The 18,606-nt window shown below is 60.5% G+C and carries 19 protein-coding genes and 1 tRNA gene; 9 read left to right on the top strand and 11 right to left on the bottom strand.

The annotated features are described in order from the left end of the window. Nucleotides 1–219: 219 nt before the first annotated feature. The gene (locus tag D3870_RS15405; protein ID WP_119740435.1) at nucleotides 220–996 is read right to left on the bottom strand and encodes an enoyl-CoA hydratase; all 777 of its coding nucleotides are present in this window, start codon (nucleotides 994–996) and stop codon (nucleotides 220–222) included. 207 nt (nucleotides 997–1,203) lie between these two features. Between D3870_RS15405 and D3870_RS15410 the strand changes: the two genes are divergently transcribed. Beyond that, nucleotides 1,204–1,641, top strand: coding sequence for a universal stress protein (locus D3870_RS15410; RefSeq protein WP_119740437.1), 438 nt, complete (start codon nucleotides 1,204–1,206; stop codon nucleotides 1,639–1,641). A gap of 78 nt (nucleotides 1,642–1,719) precedes the next feature. Here D3870_RS15410 and mltA read toward each other — a convergent pair whose 3' ends face one another. Further along, nucleotides 1,720–2,934 (bottom strand): murein transglycosylase A, encoded by a 1,215-nt coding sequence (gene mltA / locus D3870_RS15415; RefSeq protein WP_119740438.1) that lies wholly within the window; start codon nucleotides 2,932–2,934, stop codon nucleotides 1,720–1,722. Between mltA and D3870_RS15420 the strand changes: the two genes are divergently transcribed. Next, complete coding sequence (locus D3870_RS15420) at nucleotides 2,864–3,097, top strand: hypothetical protein (RefSeq protein ID WP_199710811.1); 234 nt, start codon at nucleotides 2,864–2,866, stop codon at nucleotides 3,095–3,097. The two genes, mltA and D3870_RS15420, sit on opposite strands and share 71 nt — an antisense overlap. A 1-nt stretch (nucleotide 3,098) precedes the next feature. Here D3870_RS15420 and apaG read toward each other — a convergent pair whose 3' ends face one another. After that, the gene (gene apaG, locus D3870_RS15425; RefSeq protein ID WP_119742204.1) at nucleotides 3,099–3,473 is read right to left on the bottom strand and encodes a Co2+/Mg2+ efflux protein ApaG; all 375 of its coding nucleotides are present in this window, start codon (nucleotides 3,471–3,473) and stop codon (nucleotides 3,099–3,101) included. 128 nt (nucleotides 3,474–3,601) lie between these two features. On the opposite strand from apaG, the gene rpe reads away from it, so the two are divergent. The 6 genes from rpe to trpC all read left to right on the top strand — a co-directional run bounded on the left by rpe (nucleotide 3,602) and on the right by trpC (nucleotide 9,094). Beyond that, the gene (gene rpe / locus D3870_RS15430) at nucleotides 3,602–4,267 is read left to right on the top strand and encodes a ribulose-phosphate 3-epimerase (protein ID WP_119740442.1); all 666 of its coding nucleotides are present in this window, start codon (nucleotides 3,602–3,604) and stop codon (nucleotides 4,265–4,267) included. Next, nucleotides 4,264–4,956: a phosphoglycolate phosphatase gene (locus D3870_RS15435; protein WP_119740444.1), complete on the top strand. Its 693-nt coding sequence runs from the start codon at nucleotides 4,264–4,266 to the stop codon at nucleotides 4,954–4,956. The genes rpe and D3870_RS15435 overlap by 4 nt, the downstream gene beginning before the upstream one ends. A 206-nt stretch (nucleotides 4,957–5,162) precedes the next feature. After that, nucleotides 5,163–6,659, top strand: a complete 1,497-nt coding sequence (gene trpE, locus D3870_RS15440; RefSeq protein WP_119740446.1) for an anthranilate synthase component I — start codon at nucleotides 5,163–5,165, stop codon at nucleotides 6,657–6,659. Between the two features lies 1 nt (nucleotide 6,660). Further along, nucleotides 6,661–7,224: an aminodeoxychorismate/anthranilate synthase component II gene (locus D3870_RS15445; RefSeq protein ID WP_119740448.1), complete on the top strand. Its 564-nt coding sequence runs from the start codon at nucleotides 6,661–6,663 to the stop codon at nucleotides 7,222–7,224. Between the two features lie 25 nt (nucleotides 7,225–7,249). Further along, nucleotides 7,250–8,287: an anthranilate phosphoribosyltransferase gene (trpD, locus tag D3870_RS15450; RefSeq protein WP_119740449.1), complete on the top strand. Its 1,038-nt coding sequence runs from the start codon at nucleotides 7,250–7,252 to the stop codon at nucleotides 8,285–8,287. A 6-nt stretch (nucleotides 8,288–8,293) separates the two neighbouring features. After that, on the top strand, nucleotides 8,294–9,094 hold the full coding sequence (trpC, locus tag D3870_RS15455) for an indole-3-glycerol phosphate synthase TrpC (protein WP_119740451.1): 801 nt from the start codon (nucleotides 8,294–8,296) through the stop codon (nucleotides 9,092–9,094). A gap of 147 nt (nucleotides 9,095–9,241) precedes the next feature. Here the strand turns inward: trpC and D3870_RS15460 are convergent, their stop codons facing one another. The 5 genes from D3870_RS15460 to D3870_RS15480 form a co-directional block, all read right to left on the bottom strand. Then, nucleotides 9,242–11,032 (bottom strand): M61 family metallopeptidase, encoded by a 1,791-nt coding sequence (locus tag D3870_RS15460; RefSeq protein WP_119740453.1) that lies wholly within the window; start codon nucleotides 11,030–11,032, stop codon nucleotides 9,242–9,244. A 1-nt stretch (nucleotide 11,033) separates the two neighbouring features. Then, nucleotides 11,034–11,492: a DUF3429 domain-containing protein gene (locus D3870_RS15465; protein ID WP_119740455.1), complete on the bottom strand. Its 459-nt coding sequence runs from the start codon at nucleotides 11,490–11,492 to the stop codon at nucleotides 11,034–11,036. Nucleotides 11,493–11,624: 132 nt separating this feature from the next. Continuing rightward, nucleotides 11,625–12,617: an acrylyl-CoA reductase (NADPH) gene (gene acuI, locus D3870_RS15470; protein ID WP_119740457.1), complete on the bottom strand. Its 993-nt coding sequence runs from the start codon at nucleotides 12,615–12,617 to the stop codon at nucleotides 11,625–11,627. A 120-nt stretch (nucleotides 12,618–12,737) separates the two neighbouring features. Next, nucleotides 12,738–13,457 (bottom strand): DsbC family protein, encoded by a 720-nt coding sequence (locus D3870_RS15475; RefSeq protein ID WP_119740459.1) that lies wholly within the window; start codon nucleotides 13,455–13,457, stop codon nucleotides 12,738–12,740. Nucleotides 13,458–13,478: 21 nt separating this feature from the next. Continuing rightward, complete coding sequence (locus D3870_RS15480) at nucleotides 13,479–14,678, bottom strand: UbiH/UbiF family hydroxylase (protein WP_119740461.1); 1,200 nt, start codon at nucleotides 14,676–14,678, stop codon at nucleotides 13,479–13,481. A gap of 115 nt (nucleotides 14,679–14,793) precedes the next feature. Here D3870_RS15480 and D3870_RS15485 point away from each other — a divergent pair. After that, nucleotides 14,794–14,869, top strand: a tRNA-Phe gene (locus tag D3870_RS15485). Nucleotides 14,870–15,022: 153 nt separating this feature from the next. Here the strand turns inward: D3870_RS15485 and lipA are convergent. From lipA to D3870_RS15500, 3 genes are read right to left on the bottom strand one after another with little or no spacing between them, the layout of a single operon-like run. Next, nucleotides 15,023–16,024 (bottom strand): lipoyl synthase, encoded by a 1,002-nt coding sequence (lipA, locus tag D3870_RS15490; protein WP_119740463.1) that lies wholly within the window; start codon nucleotides 16,022–16,024, stop codon nucleotides 15,023–15,025. Between the two features lie 5 nt (nucleotides 16,025–16,029). After that, nucleotides 16,030–17,154, bottom strand: a complete 1,125-nt coding sequence (gene gcvT / locus D3870_RS15495; protein WP_119740465.1) for a glycine cleavage system aminomethyltransferase GcvT — start codon at nucleotides 17,152–17,154, stop codon at nucleotides 16,030–16,032. A gap of 32 nt (nucleotides 17,155–17,186) precedes the next feature. Then, complete coding sequence (locus tag D3870_RS15500) at nucleotides 17,187–18,563, bottom strand: L-serine ammonia-lyase (RefSeq protein ID WP_119740467.1); 1,377 nt, start codon at nucleotides 18,561–18,563, stop codon at nucleotides 17,187–17,189. Nucleotides 18,564–18,606 lie beyond the last annotated feature (43 nt).

Genomic DNA, 18,606 nt, shown 5'->3' on the forward strand with positions numbered 1-18,606 from the left:
TTTCAGAAACCGTCAAGTTTGGTTTAACTCACTTAACTTATCCTGTTGCCTGCTTTCGCCTCGAAAGCACTGCCGAATCGTTTTGTCCGGCAGCAGCAAAGAGGCGATATTCTAGGGATGCTGATGCGGAAAGTCAAGCGAATCTGCTGGCGAGATCATCAACATTTGGCATCCTGCGATGGCGGCGCCTTTTTACCTCCTTGCCGGCACACAATTTCTTCAGCTGTTTTTGAACATCGGCGGACGCTTTTCAAGAAATGCTTCCATGCCTTCTTTTTGATCCTCGGTTCCGAAAGTGCCATGGAACATGCGGCGCTCAAAGAGAATTCCTTCTGTCAGCGTGGTTTCGTATGCGCGATTGATCGACTCTTTTACCATCATGGCGATCGGCAACGACATGCTTGCAATGATTGCGGCAGCAGAGAATGCCTCATCCAGCAATTTGTCAGCCGGCACGATACGCGACACAAGTCCCGCCCGTTCTGCTTCTGCCGCATCCATGATTCGGGCGGTCAGACATAAATCCATCGCCTTCGCTTTTGATATGGCACGCGGGAGGCGTTGTGTACCACCAGCCCCGGGAGTTGTGCCTATCTTGATTTCCGGCTGTCCGAATTTCGCGGTTTCGGCGGCGATAATGAAATCGCACATCATTGCCAATTCGCAACCACCGCCGAGCGCATATCCTGCGACGGCGGCAATCACCGGTTTGCGCACGCGCCGAATGTGTTCCCAATTGCGCGAGATGTACTCGCCCTTATACACATCCATGTATGTGTATTTGGCCATCGCACTAATGTCGGCACCGGCAGCGAAAGCCTTGTCGCTGCCGGTAATGACGATGCAACCGATTTTTTCATCCGCGTCGAATTTCAATAATGCATCACCCAATTCGTCCATCAATTGATCATTGAGGGCATTCATGGCCTTGGGGCGATTCAATTGAATCACTCCGACCTTGTCGCGAGTCTCTACCAGTATGTTTTTGTAATTCATGTTGCATCTCCCGAAAAGAACTCTCTGGATTGTAGCGCCTTGAAAGAACACGGATGGCCGAGCATTAATCTTGACAAGCCCCGATTGGCATAGCCGGCATGAATCGCATCGTTTTTGTTCCAGATTAAAAACACATGATGAGAAGGCCTGGCATCATCAAGACTCGCATCACGTTGATGTCGACGACCAAGCTGAAAGGAAGCCGCCATGTTCAAGACCATTCTTGTGCCGACCGATGGGTCCGCACTGTCGGAGAAAGCGATTGCCCCCGCAATCGAGTTTGCGCAGAAATGCGGAAGCAAGATCATCGGGCTGTCCGTTGCGGAGCCCTATCCATTTGCAACAATCCTCGAGAGCTCAAGTGCCATCGAGTCGGGAGTGTATGAAGAGCGAATGCGCGAGTTGGCGGAAACCTATGTGCAGAAAATCGCCGTCGCCGCGCACAATGCGGGCGTGGCCTGCGAAACCAGTGTCGCGCAGTCATTCGCGCCGCATGAGGAAATCATCAATACCGCCGATAAATTCCATTGCGATGCGATATTCATGGCTTCGCACGGGCGAAGGGGGTTCAGCAAATTGTTCATCGGGAGCGAGACGCAAAAGGTATTGGCGCATTCGACCATTCCCGTTCTTGTTCTTCGATAATTCGTTCGCGCCGCAACTGCTTGCTCGCAACACCCCAGGATTTGGCCGCTTGTACGCATCACGCATGCGCCGTGCAGTTCATTTGCTGCCGTTCGCGCTTTCGGAAAATTTCGGCAAAAGGACCCACAGCATGCCGCGCTGTTTCATCTTCCCCGCCTTTTCGCCTGCTTCCGCACCGAAGCCCCAAAAATAATCGGCGCGCACCGCAGTCTTGATCGCGCCCCCGGTGTCTTGGGCCATCACCAGCCGCTGCAACGGAACATCCTTGCCCGGCAAAGTCGTCGCCAGAAATACGGGCGCACCCAAAGGCACGAATTGCGGATCGACTGCGATCGAACGCTGCGGCGTCAGCGGCACGCCGAGCGCTCCTTTCGGCCCCCGGCTCGAATCGGCGAGCTTTTCTTCCTTGAAGAATACATAACTCGGATTGGCATTGAGTAATTCCTGCTGACGGGCTGGATTTGCGGCGACCCATGCCTTGATGCTTTGCGCGGATGCCTGCTCAAGCGTCATCGCGCCCTTGTCCACCAGATAACGACCGATGGACTTGTAAGGATGTCCATTCTGATCGGCGTAGGCAACACGCACCACCTCCTTCGTATCGGCCAATTGCACCCGCCCCGATCCCTGCACCTGCAGGAAAAACGCCTCGACAGGATCATCGACCCATAGCAACTCTTTGCCCGAGAGCGCATTGGACTGGGTCATGTCGGCGCGCGAGGGATACGGCATCACCTTGTTGCCGACCACCCGCCCCTTCAAACGCATGCCTTTCAGCTCCGGATAGACGCTTGTCAGATCGATCGTCAGCAAGTCGTCCGGCGCACGATGCAATGGCGTCTGATACGGACCGCCGCGCTTGCGCGCGCCGCGCAGGAGCGGTTCGTAATAGCCGGTCACGAGCCCGCTGTCCGAGCCGTCGGCATTGACCACCTGATGCGGCACGAAGAACGACTCGAAAAACAGACGTACCGCCTTTTCGCTGCCCGCATCGACCTCGCGCGCAATTGTGCACGGCTCCTTCCACTCCTCTTTCTTGATCAGCACGTCGCAGGACGACATGAACGCGGGCCATGCCTGACGCAGATCATCCCTGGCCCAGCCCGGCAGCACAGAAAATGTCGTTGGCTGCAGCGGGGCCTTCCTGACTTCGGCGGGTGCAGGTGCGACCGGCGGCGCTGCGACCACCGCCGGACTTGATGGCTGCGGCGATGGAGTTGTGGTGCAGGCACCGATACTGATGCCGACGACGACTGTTGCGGATACAAGTAAACTGATGCGCGTGAATGACATTGAGGTAGTTAAAACCATGTGGGTATTATTTCTTGAAGCGGGCGTTGCGCTGTTCTTGCTTGTATTTATTGTTTGGTGGACCATGTTTTCGGGGAAAAAACCGACTCATCCACCCCAGCAAAAATCTCCTCCACCTGAAGAGAAGACGCCGCGCGACGACTAATCTAATGCAAGGTGCGCGGCAAGCTCAACACGAATTCCGGAATGCTTGCCTCGAACTGCGCGCCATCCTCGGCAACGCAGAAATACTTCCCCTTCATCGAGCCTTGCGGCGTGGCCATCGCCGTGCCGCTGGTGTATTCGAATTGCTCACCCGGCTTGAGCAACGGCTGATGTCCGACGACACCGAGGCCGCGCACTTCCTCGACGTCGTTGTTCGCGTCGACGATGATCCAGTGGCGTGAAATCAATTGCGCGGCGACTTGCCCCGTATTCCTGATCGTGATCGTGTAGGCAAATACATAATGGGAACGCTCCGGTTCCGATTGCTCTTCCAGGTACCGGGTCTTGACGGTGACGGTAAATTCGTAGGCGGCCATGCGGGTTCCTTGATGTTCTTGCATGCAGCAAGTTCAATCGACGCATTCCACACGAAATCCCGCAATCATGCAAGGACTCGCTTTTCGTCGAAGCGGTAAAATAGCGCAACTTCATTCCCGTATTTGCCATGCCAAATTATCGTATCGCGCCTAGCATTCTCTCCGCCGATTTCGCCCGCCTGGGCGAGGAAGTGCGCAATGTCGTTGCCGCCGGTGCCGACATCATCCACTTCGATGTGATGGACAACCATTACGTCCCCAATCTGACCATCGGACCGCTGGTATGCGAAGCGATTCGCCCGCATGTGCAGGTGCCGATCGACGTGCATCTGATGGTCAAGCCGGTGGATCACATCGTGCCGGATTTTGCCAAGGCGGGTGCGAACATCATCACATTCCATCCGGAGGCGTCCGAACATATCGACCGTACGCTGCAACTGATCCGCGACAATGGCTGCAAGGCCGGTCTGGTGTTCAATCCCGCCACGCCGCTGCATTATCTCGACCATGTGATGGACAAGCTCGACATCATTCTGATCATGTCGGTCAATCCCGGCTTCGGCGGTCAGTCCTTCATTCCCGAGGCACTGAAAAAGATCGCCGCGGTACGCCAGCGCATCGACGAATCGGGGCGCGACGTCATGCTGGAAGTCGATGGCGGCATCAAGATCGAGAACATCGCCGATGCGGCGCGCGCCGGCGCGGACACCTTCGTGGCGGGCTCGGCGATTTTCGGCAAGCCGGATTACAAGACCGTCATCGACGCCATGCGCGAAAAGCTGGCGCAGGCATGAACGCGCCGGAACGCATTGCCTTGCGCGGCATTCGCGCCGCCATCATCGATCTGGACGGCACCATGCTGCACACGGCACCGGACTTTCATGTCGCCGTCAATCGCATGCGTGCAGAACTGGACCTTGCTCCGCTTGCGATCGAGACGATCACGAACTTTGTCGGCAAGGGAACGGAGAATCTGATGCGCCGCGTGCTGGCCGTCGATTTCGATGCCGACGGTGTCGAGCGGCATTTCCCGCAGGCGCTGGAATCCTATCAGCGGCATTACCTCGCGATCAACGGCGACTATTCCAGCGTCTATCCTGGCGTTCGTGAAGGCTTGGGTGAGCTGCAAGCGAAAGGCGTGCGGCTGGCCTGCGTGACGAACAAGCCGATCGCATTCGCGCTGCCTTTGCTGGAGAAAACCGGTCTGCGTCCCTATTTCGAGCTGGTGTATGGCGGCGATTCGCTGCCGAAAAAGAAGCCCGATCCCTATCCGTTTCTGAAGGTGTGCGAGGATTTCGGCGTGCAGCCGCAAGAGGCAGTCGCGATCGGCGACTCGTCCAACGACGCGCAGGCGGCGCGTGCGGCCGGCTGCCGAGTCTTGAACGTGCCCTATGGTTACAACCATGGCAAACCTATACACGACGTCGATTCGGATGGTATAGTTTCCTCGCTGCTCGATGCAGCGCATCTTATTTCTGCATAACTTTCTACCGCATGTTTCTCGTCAAAAAACGTAACGTGACATCGCTGGGCGTGTTTGAGGCCTGGCTGTGGCGACGCTGGCAATCCAGGGCTGAATAAATCCCAATGCCGCTGGCCGCCTGTTCGGTCAGCAACGTTTTTGAACCAATCCCGTTGCTGTGATTCGCGCCGTTGTCATTCGTTCTACAATGGCGCCCGGAGAGAAACATGACTGAACTCGAATTCAAATCGCTGGCCACGCACGGCTACAACCGCATTCCGCTGATCGCCGAGGCATTCGCCGATCTGGAAACCCCGCTTTCGCTCTACCTCAAGCTGGCGCAGACGCAGAACGCGGGCAAGAACACCTTCCTGCTTGAATCCGTGGTCGGCGGCGAACGCTTCGGCCGCTATTCCTTCATCGGCCTGCCGGCTTCGACGCTGATGCGCAGCTTCGGCAACCGGATCGAAGTCGTGAAGAACGGCACGGTGATTGAAACGACCGAAGGCAATCCGCTCGATTTCATCGCGGAATTCCAGGCGCGTTACAAGGTTGCCATCCGCCCCGGCATGCCGCGCTTCTGCGGCGGCCTGGCGGGTTACTTCGGCTACGACGCGGTGCGCTACATCGAGAAGCGCCTGCAGCATTCGACGCCGCACGACGACCTCGGCCTGCCGGATATTCAATTGCTGGTGACGGAAGAACTGGCCGTCATCGACAACCTGTCCGGCAAGCTGTACCTGATCGTGTACGCCGACCCGACGCAGCCGGAAGCCTTTTCCAAAGCGCGGCAGCGGCTGAAGGATTTGCGCGCCATGCTGCGCCGTGCGGTCGATGTGCCGGTCACGTCGGCATCGGTGCGCACCGATGCGATTCGCGAGTTCGCCAAGGAAGACTATCTGAAGGCGGTCGAGAAGGCCAAGGAATACATCATGGCCGGCGATCTGATGCAGGTGCAGGTCGGCCAGCGCATCAAGAAGCCATATGTCGATTCGCCGCTCTCGCTGTACCGCGCGCTGCGTTCGCTGAATCCGTCGCCCTACATGTACTTCTACAACTTCGGCGACATGCAGATCGTCGGCTCTTCACCGGAAATCCTGGTGCGCAACGAGACGGTCAGCGACGGCAGCAAGGCAGTCACGATCCGTCCGCTCGCCGGCACCCGCCCGCGCGGCGCGACGCCGGAACGCGATGTGGAGCTGGCGAAGGAATTGCTGGCCGACCCGAAGGAAATCGCGGAGCATGTGATGCTGATCGACCTGGCGCGCAACGATATCGGCCGCATCGCGGACATCGGCAGCGTCAAGGTCACCGACAAGATGGTGATCGAAAAATATTCCCATGTGCAGCACATCGTTTCCAATGTCGAAGGCACGCTCAAGTCCGGCCTGTCGAACATCGACGTGCTGAAAGCCACCTTCCCCGCCGGTACCCTGTCCGGTGCGCCGAAGGTGCGCGCGATGGAACTCATCGATGAGCTGGAGCCGACCAAGCGCGGCATCTACGGCGGCGCGTGCGGCTATCTGTCGTTCGGCGGCGAGATGGATCTGGCGATTGCGATCCGCACCGGCGTCATCAAGGACGGCACGCTGCACGTACAGGCCGCCGCCGGCGTCGTCGCCGATTCGGTCCCCGAAATGGAATGGCTGGAAACCGAGAACAAGGCGCGTGCCGTGCTGCGCGCAGCTGAGCAAGTGCAAGACGGTCTGGATGGGGAGATCTGACATGTTGCTGATGATTGATAACTACGACTCCTTCACCTACAACCTGGTGCAGTATTTCGGCGAGCTGGGCGAGGATGTGCGCACCTATCGCAATGACGAAATCACGCTGGCAGAAATCGAGGCGCTGAAGCCGGATCGCATCTGCGTTTCTCCGGGGCCATGCACACCGCATGAGGCCGGGATTTCGGTGCCTGTGCTGCAACACTTCGCGGGCAAGCTGCCGATCCTCGGCGTGTGCCTCGGACATCAAAGCATCGGTGCGGCATTCGGCGGCAAGGTGGTGCGTGCCAGGCAGGTCATGCATGGCAAGACCTCCGTGATCGAGCATACCGGCGTCGGCGTGTTCAAGGATCTGCCGAGCCCCTACACCATCATCCGCTACCACTCGCTGGCGATCGAGCGCGAGTCGCTGCCGGATTGCCTGGAGGTGACGGCGTGGACCAGCGACGGCGAAATCATGGGTGTGCGGCACAGGGAATTCGATATCCAAGGCGTGCAATTCCACCCCGAGTCGATCCTGTCCGAGCACGGACACGCGCTGCTGAAGAACTTCCTGCGCGCCTGAGCCACCATTCAACGGAGTACCAGAAATGCCGATCACCCCACAAGAGGCGCTGTTGCGCTGTATCGAACACCGCGAGATTTTCCACGACGAGATGCTGGCCTTGTTCCGCCAGATCATGAGCGGCGAAATGTCGCCGGTGATGATTGCCGCCCTGACCATGGGCTTGCGCGTGAAGAAGGAAACCGTCGGCGAGATCGCCGCCGCCGCGCAAGTCATGCGCGAGTTCGCGACCAAGGTGCCGCTGGCCGACACCACGAATCTGCTCGACATCGTCGGCACCGGCGGCGACGGCGCGAACACCTTCAATATTTCCACCGCGTCGATGTTCGTCGCGGCTGCAGCCGGCGCACGCATCGCCAAGCATGGCGGGCGCAGCGTGTCTTCGTCGTCCGGCAGCGCCGATGTGCTGGATGCGCTGGGCGCCAACATCAATCTGCAACCCGACCAGGTCGCACAATCCATCGAGAAAACCGGCATCGGCTTCATGTTCGCGCCGAATCACCACGCCGCGATGAAACACGCCGCGCCGGTACGCAAGGAACTCGGCGTGCGCACGATTTTCAACATCCTCGGCCCGCTTACCAACCCGGCCGGCGCACCCAATATCCTGATGGGCGTGTTTCATGCCGACCTGGTCGGCATTCAGATCCGCGTATTGCAGCGCCTCGGCGCGCAGCATGCGCTCGTGGTCTGGGGCCGCGACGGCATGGATGAAGTGTCGCTCGGCGCGGCAACCATGGTTGGCGAACTGGTCAACGGCGAGATCCGCGAATACGAAATCCATCCGGAAGACTTCGGCCTGCAAATGGTCAGCAACCGCAACCTGAAAGTCGCGAGCGCGGCGGAATCGAAGGAAAAGATTTACGAGGCGTTCGACAATGTGCCGGGGCCGGTGCGCGACATCGTGGTGTTGAATTCTGGCACGGCGTTGTACGCGGCGGGCGTGGTTTCCTCGATCGCCGATGGCCTGACCAAAGCGCGCGAGGCGCTGGCCTCCGGCGCGGCACGCGCGAAGCTCGAACAATTCGTGCAAGTGACTCAACAACTCGGCGCTTCTGCCTGATCCATCATGTCCGACATACTGAACAAAATCCTTGCGGTGAAAGCGGATGAAGTCGCCGCCGCGAAAAAATACCGTGACCTCGCCAGCTTGCGGCGTGAAGTGGAAAGCGACAAGGAAGCCCGGCAAAACCTGCGTGATTTCGAGGCCAGCCTGCGCGGCAAGATCGCTGCGGGCCATGCGGGCGTGATCGCCGAAGTCAAGAAGGCATCGCCGTCCAAGGGCATCCTGCGCCCCGATTTCCGCCCTGCCGATATCGCGAAGAGTTATGCCGAGCATGGCGCGGCTTGTCTGTCGGTGCTGACCGATGTGCAGTTTTTCCAGGGTTCGCCGGATTATCTGAAACAGGCGCGCGCAGCGTGTTCCATCCCGGCGCTGCGCAAGGACTTCATGGTCGATCCGTACCAGGTGTACGAAGCGCGCTCATGGGGCGCTGATTGCATCCTGCTGATCGTTGCCGCGCTGGATCACGGCTTGATGGCGGAACTGGAAGCCTGTGCGCATGAACTCGGCATGAGCGTGCTGGTGGAAGTGCATGACGCGGAGGAGTTGAATGCGGCGCTGCGCCTGAAGACTGCACTGCTGGGCATCAACAATCGCAATCTGCGCACTTTCGAAACCTCATTGCAAACCACGCTCGGCCTGCTGCCGCGCATCCCTTCCGACAAACTGGTCGTGACCGAGTCCGCCATCCTGACGCCGGATGACGTGAAGCGCATGCGCGATGCCGATGTGCATGCCTTCCTCGTCGGCGAGGCGTTCATGCGTGCCCCGGAGCCGGGTGTCGAGCTGAGCCGGCTGTTCGGCTGACGCTGTCATTCCGGATGCAATGAGGAATCTCTGACGCAGGCGACCGCAATGACGTTTTGAGATTCCTCGTTCACTCGGAATGACTGGAAACGGCGTTTCGCTTCTGACCCCGCCATTTCCGTTGCCGTCACTTCAACATAGCAAGCGTCAGCGCAACCACTTTGCTCGCATGCGCGCCGCAGCCAGCGGTTTTTCTTGCGGCATCAGCTTCACCTGCGGCGCATCGCCTTGCGTCAACACGACAGTAAACGTCATCAGCTCATCGCGCCGGAACACATGCAACGCCACGGCGTCGCCCGCACGATAACGCGACAGCAGATCCTCCAGATTCGTCGCCGTCACGCGCACGCCATCCAGCGCCACCAACGCATCGCCAGCCGACACGCCCGCCCGATGCGCCGCACCGCCTTCATAGGCATTGGCCACCTTGCAATCGCTGCCATTGCGTGCGGTGCGAATGCCCAGCCCCGGCTTTGCCTCCTTGCAATCATCGGTGAGCGTGACGCCGAACGGCGCGAGCAATTTGTCCAGCGGAATGTCGTCGGTGCCGCGCACGCAGCGGTCGAAGAAACGCTTCAGCTTCAGTCCCGTGACTTCGTCGAAAATCGCCTCTGCATCCACTTCGAAGACACCTTCCGCGTCTGCGCCGCTGGCGTAGAAGTCGCGTCCGTAACGCTTCCACAGCACGCGCATGACATCGTCCAGCGATTTCTTGCCCCCGGTCTGTTCGCGTATCGTCAGATCGAGTCCCAGCGCGATCAGCGAGCCTTTCTGGTAATAGCTGACAATCGCGTTCGGCGCATTCTCGTCCTGCCGGTAGTATTTGATCCACGCGTCGAAACTCGACTCGGCGACGCTTTGCTTCATGCGCCCGCTGCCGCGCAGCACGGCATTGGCGGTCTTTGCCACCAGCTTGAAATACTCCTGCTCATCGATCAGGCCGCTGCGCACCAGCATCAAATCGTCGTAGTAGCTGGTGAAGCCTTCGAACAGCCACAGCAGCGAGGTATAGCCTTCATTCTGCAAGTCGTAGGGCACGAAGGTCGCGGGCTTGATGCGCTTGACATTCCAGGTGTGGAAATACTCATGGCTGCACAGGCCGAGGTAGGTGCGATAGCCATCGCTCATCTCCCTCCTGCCCTTGACCGGCAGATCGCCGCGCGCGCAGATCAGCGCCGTCGATGCGCGATGCTCCAGCCCGCCGTAGCCATCACCCACCACCATCGTCATGAATACATAACGATCCATCGGCGCACGTTTGGTGCGCGGCTCGAACAACGCGATCTGCGCTTCGCAGACCTTCTTCAAGTCCGCCGAAAGGCGCGCCATGTCGAGGTTGGGCACGCGGCCCGTGATGACGATGTCGTGCGGCACGCCATGCGCCTTGAAGCTCGCCAGTTCGAACTCGCCCATCTCGACCGGATGATCGATCAGCTCGTCGTAGTTGGCGGCGACGTAGGTGCCGAAGCCGTAGCGTTTTGCCTTCAGTTCCGGCAGCGCGGTGGCGACGCGCCAGGCGCGATACGCGGGGTCGTCGTGACGCTGGATATCGACGACGTGCGGCAGGTTTTCAAAACCGTGCGCGCACAGGAATACGCTGGTGCCGTTGAAGAAGCCATGCGTCTGATCCAGATGTGCGGCCCGCACCGACAAGTCCCACGCATACACCTCGTAGCGCAACGTCAACGGCCCGTCGCAATGCGCCGCCAGCCATGTGTGCTTGTCGAGCTTCCTGAGGGAGATTTTTCTGCCACCGGATTCCGCACGAATCTGCACGATGTTGCGCGCGAATTCGCGAATCATGTAGCTGCCGGGAATCCACGCCGGCAGCGAGAAGCTTTGTCCCTCCGGATCGGGTGTCGGAACCGTCAGCGTGACCGCGAACAAATGCGCCGCCGGATCCTTCGGGACTATCGTGTATTGGATCGTGTTTTTCATTCTAGCCTCTCACGTTTGCGGCGATGACCGTCAGCGCAAGCATCGGGACGACCATGCATGTCAATCTGAATCGCAATTGCAGGAACCAGTCCGGCAGGCGATACCAACCGAACAGGCGCTTGTCGGCCTGGTAGGCACCGATGAATCCCGCCATCAGGATGGCAAAGCCGAAACCGCCGAACATGGTCGCGCTCCATGCAATCAACGGCGGCATCACGCCCCATGTCAATGCCTTTCTGCCCTGCTCCGCGGACAATTCGGCCGACATCAAGGCTGCGCTCCAATGCATGCCGCCGAGAAAAGACAGCACCGCGATGCCGTAAGCCAATTGCCCGCGAATGAAATCGCCGAGCCAATCGGGATGCGCCAGCCAGCAGCCGAGCGTCAGAAGAATGAAGGGAACAAGACCGGCGTAGCCGAGTCGATGAGCGAGGCGCTGGTTGATCTGATGACTATTCATCGAGGGAAAGGACGCGGAACTCTGCGCGCGAACACGAGGGTTGCAAAGCGCATAGTGTAACGGCAAGCGCCCTTCGCTGGATGGAGAAGAGCACGCCGCGCATGCCTGCGTGCGAGCAGCGATCAGTGCCTGTCAGGCATTGACGTTGACCACCAGCCTGCCACGCACCTTTGCCGCGAGCACATCGGATGCTTTGGTCAGTGCCTCCTTCAAGGTGATTTCCTGCGTGATGCGGGCCAGCTTGCCGACATCCAGATCGGTCGCGAGCTTTTGCCATGCGGTGAGCCGCTTCGCTCTGGGTGCCTGCACGCTGTCGATGCCGATCAGGCGGACGCCGCGCAGGATGAATGGCGCGACCGAGCCCGGAAGATCCATGCCCTGCGCCAGACCGCATGCGGCAACGACGCCGCCGTAGCGCGTTTGCGCAAGCGCGTTGACCAGCGTGTGCGAACCGACGGAATCGATGACGCCGGCCCAGCGTTCCCTTTGCAGCGGCTTGCCGCCGGGAGCCGACAGCTCGGCGCGATCGATGATCTCGCTGGCCCCGAGCGATTTGAGGTAATCCGCCTCCGCCAGCTTGCCGGTCGATGCCGTGACGCGATAGCCCCAGGCGGAGAGGATGGACACGGCAATGCTGCCGACGCCGCCGGTCGCTCCGGTGACGAGCACCTCGCCGCTGTCCTTCGTCAGGCCCTGCTCTTCCAGCGCCATCGCGCACAGCATCGCGGTGTAGCCCGCCGTACCGATTGCCATCGCGTTGCGGGAAGTCATGTGCTTGGGCTGCGGAATCAGCCAGTCGCCGTTCAGTCTGGCCCGTTGCGCGAGACAACCGAAGTGCGCCTCGCCGACGCCCCAGCCGTTGAGGATGAAGGTGTCGCCGGCCTTCCAGTCCGGGTGCGACGACGCGATCACGCTGCCCGCGCCGTCGATGCCGGGCACCATCGGCCATTTGCGCACCACCGGCGACTTGCCGGTGATCGCCAGCGCATCCTTGTAGTTGATCGTCGAATAGTCGACCGCGACCATCACATCGCCGTCGGCGGGCAATTGCGCATCATCGAGTTGCGTGAGCGCGGCGTTCGTCGTGCCGTCTGCGTTCTTGTTGAGCAGGATCGCATTGAACATGAAGTGTCTCCTCGAATGGAGCTTCGATTATAGTCCGCTGCAAAATGGCCGCCGGAATGCAAAACGACCCGCGCGGAACAAACCGTTGCGGGTCGCTTTCGACGAGGGGAGAAAACCGCCTTACTTGATCGTCGCCAGCTTGGCTTCCAGCGCCTTCTGGTCGATCGCGCCGGGGACGCGCGTGCCGTCGGTGAAGAAGATGGTCGGCGTGCCGGTGATCTTCAATTTCCGTCCGAGCTCGAATATCTTGTCATTCGGCGTGGCGCAGTTGGCGGGCGCAGTCGGCGCAGCCTTGCCGTTCAGCATCCAGTCGTCCCACGCCTTGGACTTGTCCGCCGAGCACCAAACATTCTTCGACTTGACTGCCGAATCCTCGGACAGGATGTTGTACATGAAGGTGTACACCGTCACGTTATCCATTTCGCTCAGGGTCTGGCGGAAGCGTTTGCAGTAACCGCAGTTCGGATCCTCGAAGACGGCGATCACGCGCTTGCCGTTGCCCTTCACCGTTTTCAATGCGGACTCGAAAGGCAGATCGGAGAACTTGATCTTCGAGATTTCATCGATGCGTGCCTTGGTGTAATCCTGATGCGTCTTGGCATCGAGCACGCGGCCGACGAATAGATAATCCGCCTTGGCATCCGTGTACAGAATGTCGGTACCGATGCGCACCTCGTACAGGCCGGAGTACGGCGTCTTGGTGATGGAATCGACCTTCGCGCCTTCGCCGAGACGCGACTCGACCAGCTTCCTGATATTCGCTTCCTGCGCGGTTTGCGCCGAGGCGCCCAGCGTTGCAAGTCCGATCAATGCGGCAGCCGCGATTTGTTTCATTTTCATCTTGTTCCTGATTGCGAGTTCTTAAAATGTCTTGCCAAGGGCATGAGCAATGAGCCGTCTCTTTATGACAGGCAACTTGTCCACGAGGTTCAATCCGAAGTTGCGCGCCACACGCAGCGGCTCAAAGTCCGAGGCGAACAGGCGCTCCAGTCCGTCCGTCGCTACCTGCATCAGCAGGATATCTTCCTTGCGCGAGCGGGCATAGCGGCCCAGCACGCGCGCGTCACCGCAATCGCGATGTTCCTCGCGTTCGGCGACGGCTTTCATCAAGGCTGCCACATCGCCGAATCCGAGATTCATGCCCTGCCCCGCCAGCGGGTGCACAACGTGCGCGGCATCGCCGACCAGAGCCACGCGCGGCGCAACGATCTCGCGCGGCCGCATCAGCGTCAGGGGAAACGCCTTCACGGCTTCCGGCTGCAAGGGCCGCAGCTGGCCCAGCGGGTGGCCGGACCGTATGGAAACCTGTTCCGCCAGCCTGGACAGCGGCTCGGCGAGGAGCCTGCCTGCCAATGCATCGGGGGCCGACCACACCAGCGATACGCGCTGCCCCGGCAGGGGCAGGAGCGCGATGATGCCGTCGGTCGAGGTGAACCATTGGTACGCCGCACCGTGATGCGGCTTTTCACATTCGAAATTGGTGACGATGGCACGCTGGCCGTAAGGCCGGTAATCGAGGTCGATATCGCACTGGCCGCGCACCCAGGATTGCCCGCCGTCCGCGCCGATCACCAGCGAGGCTGCGAGCGTGTCGCCATTGTCGAGCTGCACTTCGGCATTGTCAGAGGTCGTGCGCAGTTGCACCGCCCGCCCGGTGATCACCTGCAGATTCGGCGCGAAGCGCAGCGCCGTATCGAGCGCCTGATTCAGGTTGCGATCCTCGACAATCCAGGCCAGCGCATCGGTACGCGCGCCGTAGGCGTCAAAGACGAGATTGCCCGCCTGCTGCTCACCGTCGCCCTTGATGACCATGCTGTCGACCGGCGCGATACGGGAGGCGTCCATCGCATCCCAGACCTTGAGTGATGTCAACAGATTGCGAGCGACGTGATTGAGCGCATAGACCCGCACGTCCCACCCATCGGAGCTTGCCGATTCAAGCGGCGCGCCGGCAACCAGGTTCAGCAGGTTGACGCTCAGACCGGCTTGCGCAAACCCAAGTGCCGCCGCCTTGCCGACCGCGCCGTTGCCAATGATGCAAATATCGCTTTGCAAGTGCATATATCGAAGAGCCGAATCCAGAACGATTGTGGAGACCATTATAACGGCTGGGACTGATTCAACCGGGAAAAGGTTCTTGCATAATCCAACTGTTTTGCTATACTTGCGCGCTCTTGGCCTGGTAGCTCAGTCGGTAGAGCAGAGGATTGAAAATCCTTGTGTCGGTGGTTCGATTCCGCCCCGGGCCACCAAGAAAATCAAGGGGTTACAAGTTTCGGCTTGTAGCCCTTTTGCTTTGCGCCGGCCGGAAACCGGGGGCTGTCGTACAGGCAAGGTCTCGCAAGGGGCGGCTCCTTCCATCCAGCGCCGCCCGGACCGATCATCAGCCGCGTTGCCGCCCGCACTCACACTGGCGGTGTCAGCAACTCTTTCGCCTGCAAATCCGCGTGGTAGGACGAACGCACCATCGGACCGGAAGCGACGTGCGTGAAACCCATCTTCTCGCCGGCTTCACGCAAGGCATCGAACTCCTGCGGTGTCACGTAACGCTGCACTGGCAAATGGTGCGCGCTCGGTTGCAGGTATTGTCCAAGTGTCAGCATGTCGATGTCGTGCTCGCGCATGTCGCGCATCACCGCTTCGACTTCCTCGATGGTTTCGCCGAGGCCGAGCATCAGGCCGGATTTCGTCGGCACTTGCGGATGGCGTTGCTTGAAGCGCCGCAGCAGGTCCAGCGAGGTCTCGTAATCCGCACCCGGTCGCGCCTGCTTGTAGAGGCGCGGGATGGTTTCGAGATTGTGGTTGAACACGTCCGGCGGGGCCTGTTCCAGAATCTCCAGCGCGGAATCGACGCGACCGCGGAAATCGGGCGTCAGGACTTCGATCGTGATGCCGGGATTGAGTCGGCGCGTCTCGCTGATGCAGGCGACGAAATGCGCGGCGCCGCCATCGCGCAGGTCGTCGCGATCGACCGAGGTGATCACCACGTACTTCAATCCCATCGCCTGGATCGTCGTCGCCATGTTCTTCGGCTCGTCGGGATCGAGCGGATTGGGCCGGCCATGGCCGACGTCGCAGAACGGGCAGCGGCGCGTGCAGATGTCGCCCATGATCATGAAGGTCGCGGTGCCGCTCTTGAAGCATTCGCCGAGATTCGGGCAGTTCGCCTCTTCGCACACGGTATGCAGCTTGTTTTCGCGCAGAATCGATTTCAGCCGCTGCACTTCGCGCGTGCCGGTGAATTCGGCGCGGATCCATTTCGGCTTGCGCAACATTTGCGCAGGCTCAGTTGGGACTATCTTGATCGGAATCCGCGCCATCTTTTCGGCGCCGCGCAGCTTCACGCCGGCCTGCACCGGCGCTGCGGTTTTGTGCGCGTCCTGCCTCGGTTTGCTCGTTTCGCTCATTTCATTCAGCCTCGGTAGTAGCGTTGCGGCGTGAACGGCGTCTTCGCGACTTCGACCGGTACCGGCTTGCCGCGCACGATCGCGTGCAGCGTGGTCCCGAGTTGCGCGTGTGCACTATCCACATATCCCATCGCCACCGGCGCGCCCACGGTCGGACCGAAGCCGCCGCTGGTGACCTTGCCGACCGGCTTCCCTTGCATATCCACCAGTTCCGCGCCTTCGCGCACCGGCATGCGATCCTTCACCAGCAGGCCGACGCGCTTGTTCGCCGCGCCTTGCGCAAGCTGGCGCAGAATGACTTCCGCGCCAGGATAGCCGCCGGCGCGCGCGCCGTCAGCACGACGCGCCTTTGACAGCGCCCATCCAAGGCCTGCCTGCACCGGCGTCGTACCCGCATCCATGTCGTGGCCGTAAAGGCACAAACCGGCTTCCAGGCGCAGCGAGTCGCGCGCACCCAGACCGATCGGCGCGACTTCGGGTTGCGCGAGCAGCAGGCGCGCCAGCTCCTCCGCCTTGTCCGCCGGCACCGAGATTTCGAAGCCGTCTTCGCCGGTATAGCCGGAACGGCTGATGAAGCACTCCGCGCCCGCCAGCATTACCTTGCCTGTGTTCATGAAAATCATGCTCGCAGTCTCCGGCGCGAGGCGGGCCATGACCGCAGCGGCGGTCGGGCCTTGCAACGCCAGCAATGCGCGATCGGCCAGTTCCTCGATCTCGCAACGGTCGGCAAGATGCTTGCGCAGATGCGCGACGTCCTGCTGTTTGCACGCGGCGTTGACGACCACGAACAGGTGGTCGCCGCCATTGGACACCATCAGGTCGTCCAGGATGCCGCCCTGCTCGTTGGTGAACATCGCATAACGCTGGAAGTTCAGCGGCAGGTCGACGATGTCCACCGGCACCAGTGATTCCAGCGCGGCCGCCGCCCCCGTGCCGGACAGGCGCACCTGCCCCATGTGCGACACGTCGAACAGGCCTGCCTGCGTGCGAGTGTGCGTATGCTCCTTCAGCACGCCGGTCGGATACTGCACCGGCATCTCGTAACCGGCGAACGGCACCATGCGCGCGCCGAGTTCGAGGTGCAGCTTGTACAGCGGGGTGCGCGACAGTGTTTGCGTGTTGTTGTCCATGGAAAATCCGTTCCTTGTCATTGAATATCAGTTCAGCACTCGATCACATTGACTGCGAGCCCTCCGCGCGCAGTTTCCTTGTACTTGACTTTCATGTCGGCGCCGGTCTCGCGCATGGTCTTGATGACCTTGTCGAGCGAGACGAAATGGTGACCGTCGCCACGTAGCGCCATGCGCGCCGCATTGATCGCCTTGACCGATCCCATCGCGTTGCGCTCGATGCACGGCACCTGCACCAGTCCGCCGATCGGATCGCAGGTCAGTCCCAGGTTGTGTTCCATGCCGATCTCGGCGGCGTTCTCGACCTGCTCCGGCGTACCACCCATCACTTCGGCAAGTGCGCCCGCAGCCATCGAGCACGCGACCCCGACTTCCCCCTGGCAACCGACCTCCGCACCGGAAATCGACGCGTTCTCCTTGTAGAGAATGCCGATCGCGGCGGCGGTGAGCAGGAAGCGGATCACGCCGTCGTCGCTGGCGCCGGGAACAAAGCGCGAGTAGTAATGCAAGACCGCCGGGACGATGCCGGCGGCGCCGTTGGTCGGCGCGGTCACGACCCGCCCGCCGGCGGCGTTTTCCTCGTTCACCGCCAGCGCATACACATCGACCCAATCCAGCGTCGTCAGAGGATCGCGCAGGCTGGCTTCCGGCTGGCTCGACAGCTTGCGGTACAACTCGGCGGCGCGGCGGCGCACCTTCAATCCGCCCGGCAAAATCCCTTCTTTTTCGCAGCCGCGCTTCACGCATTCCTGCATCACCTGCCAGATCTTCAACAGATCCTTGCGCGTTTCCACTTCCGGTCGCCACGCGCTTTCGTTTTCCAGCATGAGCTGGCTGATCGACAGTCCGTTTTCCCGGCACAGCGCAAGCAGTTGTTCCGCGCTTTTGAACGGATGCGCGAGCACGGTCGTATCCGCGACGATGCGGTCGGCGCCGGCCGCCTCCTCATTCACCACGAAGCCGCCGCCTACCGAGTAGTACACCTTGCTCAGAATTTCCGCACCCGCCGCGTCATAGGCGATGAAACGCATGCCGTTCGGGTGATAAGGCAGCGACTTCCTGTACAGCAGCAGGTGCTCGCTCTCGACGAAGGGAATCTCTTTTTCGCCGAGCAGATTGATGCGGCCCGAGCTTCGGATTTGCGCGAGCTTTTGTTCGATGGCATCGGTATCGACGAGGTCGGGTGCCTCGCCCTGCAGGCCGAGCAGCACCGCCTTGTCGCTGCCGTGCCCCTTGCCGGTTGCCCCCAGTGATCCGTACAGCTCGGACTTGATTGCTTCGGTGGAAGCGAGCTTGCCCGATTCCTTCAACCCGTTGACGAAGCGCAATGCTGCACGCATCGGTCCGACCGTGTGAGAGCTCGAGGGCCCGATTCCGATCTTGAACAACTCCAAAACACTGATGGCCATGTGATCCACCTCCGCCCCTTGCGGGAGCGTAAACTCCTTCCCC

Source organism: Noviherbaspirillum cavernae, from assembly GCF_003590875.1.
GTDB classification, from domain to species: Bacteria; Pseudomonadota; Gammaproteobacteria; order Burkholderiales; family Burkholderiaceae_D; genus Noviherbaspirillum; species Noviherbaspirillum cavernae.